Origin of the sequence: Porphyromonas levii DSM 23370 (assembly GCF_000379925.1) — a bacterium.
Taxonomy (GTDB): domain Bacteria; phylum Bacteroidota; class Bacteroidia; order Bacteroidales; family Porphyromonadaceae; genus Porphyromonas_A; species Porphyromonas_A levii.
Window position 1 is genome coordinate 20,609 of sequence record NZ_KB904251.1, and the last position, 8,500, is coordinate 29,108.

Annotated in this window: 11 protein-coding genes and 1 pseudogene; 3 read left to right on the plus strand and 9 right to left on the minus strand. The window is 43.5% G+C overall.

Annotated features, from left to right (window positions below):
• Window positions 1–2: 2 nt before the first annotated feature.
• From ubiE to A3GG_RS0105565, 5 genes are all read right to left on the minus strand, one after another.
• On the minus strand, window positions 3–782 hold the full coding sequence (ubiE, locus tag A3GG_RS0105545; protein WP_018358331.1) for a bifunctional demethylmenaquinone methyltransferase/2-methoxy-6-polyprenyl-1,4-benzoquinol methylase UbiE: 780 nt from the start codon (window positions 780–782) through the stop codon (window positions 3–5).
• A complete protein-coding gene (locus A3GG_RS0105550; RefSeq protein ID WP_018358332.1) occupies window positions 761–1,711 on the minus strand; it encodes a phosphoribosylaminoimidazolesuccinocarboxamide synthase in 951 nt (316 codons plus the stop codon). The genes ubiE and A3GG_RS0105550 overlap by 22 nt, the downstream gene beginning before the upstream one ends.
• A 30-nt stretch (window positions 1,712–1,741) precedes the next feature.
• Entirely contained in the window at window positions 1,742–2,692 is a 951-nt protein-coding gene (locus A3GG_RS11960) for a PhoH family protein (RefSeq protein WP_018358333.1), read from the minus strand.
• Window positions 2,693–2,697: 5 nt separating this feature from the next.
• Window positions 2,698–3,192, minus strand: coding sequence for a thioredoxin family protein (locus tag A3GG_RS0105560; RefSeq protein WP_018358334.1), 495 nt, complete (start codon window positions 3,190–3,192; stop codon window positions 2,698–2,700).
• A gap of 205 nt (window positions 3,193–3,397) precedes the next feature.
• Window positions 3,398–4,390, minus strand: a complete 993-nt coding sequence (locus A3GG_RS0105565) for a hypothetical protein (protein WP_018358335.1) — start codon at window positions 4,388–4,390, stop codon at window positions 3,398–3,400.
• Between the two features lie 313 nt (window positions 4,391–4,703).
• On the opposite strand from A3GG_RS0105565, the gene A3GG_RS0105570 reads away from it, so the two are divergent.
• Window positions 4,704–4,910, plus strand: a complete 207-nt coding sequence (locus A3GG_RS0105570) for a transposase (protein ID WP_018358336.1) — start codon at window positions 4,704–4,706, stop codon at window positions 4,908–4,910.
• Window positions 4,911–5,140: 230 nt separating this feature from the next.
• Here the strand turns inward: A3GG_RS0105570 and A3GG_RS0105575 are convergent, their stop codons facing one another.
• The 4 genes and pseudogenes from A3GG_RS0105575 to A3GG_RS0105590 form a co-directional block, all read right to left on the minus strand.
• Window positions 5,141–5,452, minus strand: coding sequence for a hypothetical protein (locus tag A3GG_RS0105575; RefSeq protein ID WP_018358337.1), 312 nt, complete (start codon window positions 5,450–5,452; stop codon window positions 5,141–5,143).
• A gap of 299 nt (window positions 5,453–5,751) precedes the next feature.
• Window positions 5,752–6,048 carry a DUF3408 domain-containing protein gene (locus A3GG_RS13080; protein ID WP_248637657.1) on the minus strand — a complete coding sequence of 99 codons (297 nt, stop codon included), beginning with the start codon at window positions 6,046–6,048 and terminating at the stop codon, window positions 5,752–5,754.
• Window positions 6,049–6,061: 13 nt separating this feature from the next.
• Window positions 6,062–6,244 (minus strand): hypothetical protein, encoded by a 183-nt coding sequence (locus A3GG_RS0105585; RefSeq protein ID WP_018358339.1) that lies wholly within the window; start codon window positions 6,242–6,244, stop codon window positions 6,062–6,064.
• A gap of 3 nt (window positions 6,245–6,247) precedes the next feature.
• Window positions 6,248–6,544 (minus strand): annotated as a pseudogene (locus A3GG_RS0105590) (toprim domain-containing protein); the annotation flags it as partial.
• 628 nt (window positions 6,545–7,172) lie between these two features.
• On the opposite strand from A3GG_RS0105590, the gene A3GG_RS0105600 reads away from it, so the two are divergent.
• A complete protein-coding gene (locus tag A3GG_RS0105600) occupies window positions 7,173–7,451 on the plus strand; it encodes a helix-turn-helix domain-containing protein (RefSeq protein ID WP_026215658.1) in 279 nt (92 codons plus the stop codon).
• 2 nt (window positions 7,452–7,453) lie between these two features.
• On the plus strand, window positions 7,454–7,759 hold the full coding sequence (locus A3GG_RS0105605) for a helix-turn-helix domain-containing protein (RefSeq protein ID WP_026215659.1): 306 nt from the start codon (window positions 7,454–7,456) through the stop codon (window positions 7,757–7,759).
• The last annotated feature ends 741 nt before the right edge of the window (window positions 7,760–8,500 follow it).

Here is an 8,500-nt window from a genome sequence, read left to right on the forward strand (position 1 = left end):
TCTTATCGTCTGTGCTGAAGGCTATAGATTCTTTCTTGATGTTGCGCACTCTCTTCCCTTAGCGGCTTATAGCCTACATATAGTCCACATACACCTGGTGGATATATTTTATAGTAGGTATTCACTAAGCCCGCCTTCTGCATCAGCTGCTCCATCCCTTCTCTATGGGGAACTTTGTGAATGCTCTTAGCTAAGTAGTCATAGGCATCTTTATGATGACCTATTAGCGAACTTGCCACTGGAACAACAGCCTTCATGTGCACATTGTAGGCTAGATTGAGGAACCCATTCTCTGGCTCACAGAGTTCCAATATCGCTACCATGCCACCTGGGCGCAATACTCTGAAGAGCTCCTCATACCCCTTCTGGATAGACTCAAAGTTGCGTATGCCAAAAGCGCAGGTAGCTGCATCAAAACTATCATTATCGAAAGGTAGATCCAAGGCGTTTGCCACTTTGAATTCCACTTGCTTCAACCCCGCTTCCCTTACTTTTTGTTCGCCAATCTCGAGCATCCCGATAGAGAGGTCGCTCGCAATCACTGTAGCATTAGGGCACTTTTGAGCCAGCATGATTGAGAGGTCTGCTGTCCCTGCTGCTAAGTCTAGTATTCGCAAGGGCCGCTCATTGGATACCCTCCTAACTAAATCCTTACGCCAATGGATGTCCAGCCCGAAGCTATTAACCCTATTGAGCACATCGTAGGTCGGGGCAATGCTATCAAACATTGCCCTAATCCTACCTGCGAAAGATTCCCCTTTTATTTGTTCTCCTTGAGCCATGCAGTGAGGTTGCGTTCTATTCTATCGTGTAGATTGCTGGTATCACGCTTCTCGAAGCTCTCTCCTGTTAGGTGCTCGAAGAGCTCAATGTATCGCTCTGTTACGCTATCGCAATATTCTGGAGTCATCTCTGGGACCTTCTGACCCTCTTTCCCTTGGAAGCCATTATCCATAAGCCATTTCCGTACGAACTCCTTGGAGAGCTGACGTTGTGCTTCGCCCTTCTCAAATAGCTCCTGGTAAGTGTCTTTATAGAAATAGCGAGAGGAGTCTGGTGTATGAATCTCATCGATTAGATAGATCTTACCATCCTTTTTACCAAACTCATACTTCGTATCTACAAGAATAAGACCTTGCTTCTCTGCTAGCTCGGTACCTCTATTAAATAGAGCTTGTGTTATCCTCTCTAGTTCTTCGTAGTCCTCTTTGGATACTAGTCCGGAAGCAATAATCTCCTCTCGAGAGATATCCTCATCGTGTCCTTCATCGGCCTTAGTCGTAGGCGTAATGATTGGGTGGTCAAACTTCTGATTCTCTTTCAAGCCCTCTGGAAGCGTGATACCACAAATCGTGTGATGCCCAGAGGTATAGGTGCGCCAGGCACTTCCCGTGATATAGCCACGGATCACCATCTCCACTTTGAATGGTTCGCAACTATGCCCTATTGTCACCATTGGGTCGGGAGTAGCGATCTTCCAGTTTGAGACAATATCAGAGGTCGCATCTAGGTTTTTAGCAGCTATTCTATTGAGTATCTCTCCCTTGTAAGGGATACCCTCAGGGAGGATAACATCGAATGCCGAAATCCTATCCGTTACTACCATTGCCAATAGGTCGCCCTCCAGCGTGTATACATCTCTCACCTTGCCATGATAGAGGTTCTTTATCCCTGGTAGGTTTAGGTTCGTATTTGTCAATGCCTTTGCCATAATACTATGTATATAATATGTGTGTTGTATTTACTCTTGTTTCTCGTGCTCGTGAGCATCGTAAGCATCTACAATTGCCTGTACAAGCTCATGCCGCATAATATCTTTCTTCTCAAACTCCATCCACCCAATGCCATCTACATTCCGGAGGATACGCTCTGCTTCTCTTAAGCCCGAGGGTACGCCCTTAGGCAAATCCACTTGGGTCATATCTCCTGTAATAATCATCTTAGCGCTCTGGCCAAGTCTTGTGAGGAACATCTTCATTTGGTGCGGGGTTGTATTTTGTGCTTCATCTAGGATGATGACAGCATCATTGAGTGTCCGACCCCGCATATAGGCAAGTGGGGCAATCTGAATCACACCACTCTCCATATACTCTTTGAGCCTAATCGCAGGGATAAGCTCTTGAAGTGCATCATATAGAGGTTGTAAATAAGGATCAAGTTTATCCTTCATTTCGCCTGGGAGAAACCCTAGCTTCTCACCAGCTTCTACTGCGGGACGACTTAGAATGATTCGGCGAACCTCCTTGGACTTGAGTAGCTTCACAGCCATTACAATGGCAAGAAAGGTCTTGCCCGATCCAGCTGGACCTGTGGCAAAGACGAGGTCATGCGACTCAATCAACTCAATAAGCTTTGCTTGGTTTTGTGTCCGAGCAGTGATAGGCTTCCCTCCAGCACCATATACCACAATATCTTCCTGAGGCTGCTTTGCCACACGCTCTTCGCCCGAAATCATTGCCTCTAGTGTTCCTTCATCTAGGGTATTGTACTTTGTTACACGCTCTTCCATTTGATTGAGCAGCCGGAGAAAGGGCTTCAGTTCTTCAGCCTCCCCAATAACTTTAATAATATTGCCCCTTGCCATAATACGTAGCTTAGGGTGGGTCTCCTTAAGGATAAGCAGGTTACGATTATTCACCCCAAAGAATACCTGTGGGTCTGCCTCCTCTAGGAGATAGATGCGTTCATTCATAATCACTACTTCTTAATCTTCTCGACCTCTTCTCTTAAAGTCCGAAGGCTCATCAGTCCTTGCCCCAAAGTGGGAATGCCCTTTGTGGGTATAAATAGTAGCGTAGGGAAAGCCTGTATGCCCAACATCCTCATTAGCTCTGGATACTTTTCGACCTCTATGGCATAGACTACAATCTCATCGCCATACTCCGCTGCCAACTGTTCTAGGCGAGGTCGTAGACGCTTACAAGGACCACACCACACGGCATAGAAGTCTATTACCGCAGGTTTGTCACCCTTATAGTTCCACTCATTCCCAGAGGTATAGTCATATATTTGGTCGATAAATTCCTGCCCAGTAATATCTCTTACCGCTGCAGGTTTCTGAGATGCAGTCTGAGCAATGGGCTTGTGTGGCGTAAGGTCTATAAATCCCGAAATCACACCAGCGAGTAGAAGGATACCAGCAAAAAAGCCAATCTCTTTGAGTACTTTCTTCTTATCTATCTTCATCATCATCTTTTCCTATTCGTCCTTAGAACTTCAAAGGTAAATAAAAATGACGATATGGAGCCCTATAAGTACATATTAATATAGGTGTGACCTCTATAAGCCATGACCTCTTTCCCCATTTGCAGACATGGCGCTCAGGCTTCAGTACATTAGTACGAGCTCCAAGAAAAAAGCATAATCCCTTGGAGCTCGTCTTTTAATATCCCGAGCCTTAGTGTCCTCTCGATTTCTTCTTCTGTAATGCTAGATAAGTGCCTATGGCAATAAAAGTAACCAGAACCACCACCATCTCAGTAATATGCTCCAAAGGGGCTACCCATATTTCGTTGAGCATATCGTTGCGCCCTAGTATCTCTACAGGAGTCCAGATAACTATAACATTGGCAATTGCCATGCGGATATTGGGTCCCCATTGATGCAGTCTGAGTTGCTTGCGGAAAATAAAGAATGCTCCCACGAGGCAACCAATACCAAGAGCTATAGTTACAGGATGTGTCTCTCCTAAGAAGCGGGGGTCGTAGCAAAACATCAGAACTAGGTAGCAAGTCCATAACAGCATCATCGTTTCTATAAACGTTACGATAGCTGGGTGGCGCGTCATCCCTTTGGTCACAATCTCCTCACGTTTCTTGCCAAAGAATAATTTCTGGCACCAATTGATAAAGTTACATCCAGTACGGACATTAAATATATAGAGTAGCATGACAGTAACCCACATACCGAAAGATGCAGGCATAAGTAGGTATTCTGGGCGTGTAACGACGAGTGGCTTAATATCTTGGATGTGCGCTACTGGCTCTCCATTTAGAAACATCTGTGGTTGGCTCGCAATCCCATTGATGTATTCAGTTGATGTTGAAATCACTCCATTCACAATCTCAGGATGTGCGCCGAACCTTTGGGCATAGTACATAAAGAGAAACTCTACCCAGCCAGTCCAAAGCAGAAGTGCTCCGATGAGCCCCATGATAGTCTGAGGAGTCTCTTTTTTCAAGAAGACGCCACAAATGGCGAATACCAATCCCAAAGCCCCCATTGCAAAAGCCGCATTCGGGAGCCATTGAGGGAAGATGAAGTGCTCCATTAGAATCATCATAGCATGCCCTAATGGCATGGTACAGAGTACCAGTACGAAGGATAAAATAGACTTTACCCAAGCTTTGGATGAGACTTTAATCTCACCAGGTGTTGTTGTCGTAGCCATAGATAATATTGTAAAAGTTAGTTAGTATACTGTAGTCAATTATCATAGTAGATTCATGGCAGTCCATAAACGTTAAAGTAAATATAGGTATAGAGAGGATTATGATAAATACAGAACAATAGTAGTGGAAATTGTCATATATCTCTCTCGTATTCGCAAATATAACTACTTTTTAGGTTAGGTAGTCAAGTAAGCAGAAAAAAATATATCTATAATACTCCCCAAAAACTAGACAACTCCAAAAGTGGTAGATTTGAGAGTTGAGATGGAATTAATTGTCATTTTCCGATGAAAAGAAGAAAAAGAGAATTTTATGGGACGAAGAAGTAAATACAGTTCAAGCTTTAAGGCACAAGTTGCTTTAGCCGGCTTGAGGGGCGATGAGACGATGCAGAGTTTAGCGAAGCGATACGAAGTGAGCCCGAGGAAGATTACAGAATGGATGCGAGAACTTGAGGAGAAAGCAGCACAGGCTTTTGAAAAGCCTTCTGATAGCACCAAAGAACTCACGTATAGTTAGGTATTTTTGTGCAAACGATAGAGTTATCCAAACAAAAGACCAGCAACACTAAGAGTAAAACAAACAAGAGGAAAGCCGTAAATCTAGATTACGCAGAATTAAGATGCAAAAGCGAGTACCTTAAATCACCTCTCTTACACGCAAAGAGCAAAGATTTGCAGTACACATTAGGGTAAGAAGGATTACATAAATTCCTTTCTTTTTTCATTATATATATTAGATAAAAAACGTCATTCATACTCGCTATAAAGATAAACCACAAGGCAAATAATGGATATTATCACGATTCCAAGACCTAACAGAATTAGCATATTGTCAATAAAACTAACGCCATTAAGTCTCATAATATTGCCAAGTAGGACTGTTGGAGCAAAGGCTATGAAGAACCCCCATTTGAATGGAACAATCTGCTTCTTAACCTTTAGTTCTCTGCCACATCCTCTACACACAAAAGTTTCTTTTGTTATAAACAGATTTTTCAGCTGTAACCTCTTTCCACAATAGGGGCAAACGAACCTTTTCCTCCTTTTAATAGTTTTCATCTTGATTATAATTGCCAATTCCTCACACCTCACAGCAAAGGTACAACATTTTTCTAAATAAAGTCTCTTGCTTAAACTTGAGAAACCTAGGGACTCGGACGACTTTGGAGTAATTCATCTCCCCTTTGGGGCAAGGGTCTTTGTGGTACAAACGGCAGTTTGTGTCACAAAGACACACCTTGCAATGTTACCGATGGAATACCCTCGCATATACTATGCTTGGCTTTCATCTCCTGTGTTTCTCATCTTCTGAGAATGTCGATTATCCATTTCATCACTGATGGCTCGGAATGCCGTGATTAGAGTTTGCGCCAGTGTTCTATATCCTCGCTGTATTCCTCCAGATGTCGGAGAGCTATGCACTCCAAGAAACTCGAAACATTCGCCCCATAATCGCCCAATCGACGGACAACGAACTCCAAACGTTCCCACGTGGAGCGACTGAGATAGGTTGCCTTTCGATCGATGATTTTATGGGGCAAGAGAAAGGCTTCCCGATAGTTCTCCAAGCTCTCTTGTCGTTGCTTGTGGCTGATGCGTCTCGGAATGCTTGATATCGCTTGTCGCTTCTCCTGCTCGGAGTGCTCTGCTTTCACGGCTTCCTTTGCTTCATAAAGACTCGGAATGCAACTTTTGCTCGGATGCGGAGGACTGCTGAGAGCCTTCAGATTGCTTCATTGGCTCTGCTTGTCCTGTTTCTTGTTTGGTAGAAACGGCTTTACTGACAATTTCAGACACATTGGACTCTTTGGGATGGTTCAAGTAGCGTGACAAATCAAATTCTTCTTTCATAACTTATCTTATTTTGTGTTTGACAATAACAGGCTTTCGCTGTTGTACTTCTTGTTGCTGCTTACATTGAGCAACGTGGTACTCGTTGAGGTCTTTGTATCGGGAATAGTGTCGGCTCATATCCTCTACCTTGATGCCTGAAGATTGCAAGGCAAGGCAAGCTTGTCGTCCTGCTTCATCGTTGTCGAGGAATGCCCGAACGGAGTCGATGCTTTTCTCGTGGAGATAGGCAATGGCTCTATGGATATTGCTCATGGAATTCAGCACAAGGCTGGGAGCAATTTTTTTCCCTTTCATCGTATATCTCCTTTCACAGTGAAAGAAGAAAGTATCTATGGCATTTCTTGTTCGTTTGTTTCTTTTCATTGTTCGTATCTCTTTTGTTTGCTTGGTTTTGAACTTTCACCCGAAAACGGATGCTGAAACCAAGTTAGAGAGCCGAACCTATACCGACAAGGTTTGCGAGGCTGTTGCTTCGGGGTACGGGAAAAAGCTCCGAAAATGGACGGGGTAAACGGGAGAAATTGGGACAAAAACACTCAAAAGAAGAGAACAGAGAGGAGAAAGGCTCTGTAAACGATTTCATCGGATTGCTAATACCTGCACTCTTTTTCTTCGAGAGATATGCAAGCGAGAATTATCATAGGCGAGAGAACCTCCAAAAGATGCCGAGTAATCGAACAAAAGATACCGAGCGACCGTGAGATTGCTCGGCATCTTTTTCCCGTTGTATCGTGCGGACATTTTACACCATATCAGAGCCACAAGTACGTACTTAGATAAAGGTGGGTGGAATGGTCGATTTACGCTCGTATATTTCCTGCGATTTCCTTTTATTTCCCTTGATTTCATCGGTTCTTGGGACAAGGATTTCGCTTGCATACATTTGCACCGAAAAGAGAAAACGACAATTAAAAACGATATTGATATGAGATTTACCGCCATCGACACCTCCGCGTGGGAGGAACTGAAAAAGAGCATCGAAAAGCTGGCTCTTTGTGTGAGAGAACAATTCGGTACGAAGCCCGAACTTCCCGACCTGTTGCACAACGGGGACGTGTGCCGAATACTGAACATCAGCAAGCGGACGCTCCAGCACTATCGGGACACGTCCGTGCTGCCCTTCATCCAAATCGGGCATAAGTGCTATTACAAACGTGAGGATGTGGAAGCACTCCTCGAAAAGTCGAACCGAAAAATACAATGACTATGGAACACGAAATCGTAAACAAAGAAACACCCGAAATGAAACAACTCATCTCAGGCATCAAAGAAGTGAGCAAACGCCTTCGGGAGATTGCCCAAACGCATCGCCCGCTGTTCGGGGGAGAAATCTACCTCACGGGGCGAGAGGTCTGCGAACGGCTTTTCATCAGTCCTCGCACCTTGCAGGATTATCGGGACAAGGGCATTATCCCCTACACCCAAATCGCAGGGAAAATCCTCTATCGCCTCTCAGACATCAACCGATTACTACAAGAGAATTATTACGATAATAAACTGTTCGAGAAATAAGGTTTCTCATTAGTTGTAAAAAAATACTAACTTTTAGGTATTGCAAGTTTTATTTGTTGTCAATAGCTTTGTAAACAAATTGTTGAAGCAATCTGTGGTTTTAAGGAAAGGAGGTAAGCATATAAATCACTCAGCTTCTTAGTCAATAAAGTATTAACGTTAAAGAGCTTGTTTTATGAAACGAAATTACATTTATCTCGCATGCATGGCAGTATGTGTGTTCGCACTATTTGCCATCACTTCTTGTCGTAATGACATAGACACACCATCAAACAAGGATGTAGCTAATCAAGAACACCTACAAAGGATGAAGGATCTTTGTGTTCAGTATGGTTGGACGCAAATCGAAGGAGTTTCCCAAAAAGAAGTTGATAATTTCCTTCTATCAGAGGATTATGAAAGAACTAAGGAGTTCTTTGAACTTATGAAGGTTCATCCGACATTTCGTGTGATACGGCAGTCATGTAGAGCAAAAAGCCTTACCCAAGTTTGACCCCTAGAGTATATTTTGAGGTGTTTTTTGGGCATTTTGAGGAGTGAAATGCTGATTTCATCGGGGTAGTTGTTTTTTAAATCGAAATGTAGTACACAGCGGTGGATTTTTTTATCCTTACCTTTGTGGCACTATGCATTTTATTTCGCAGACAAGATATAATCCGGATTCTGGTAGGGACGAAAAGTACTACCGTATCAAAGAGTCTTTTCGGGATAAGTTGGGGAGAGTGCGTTCGCGTATTCTGC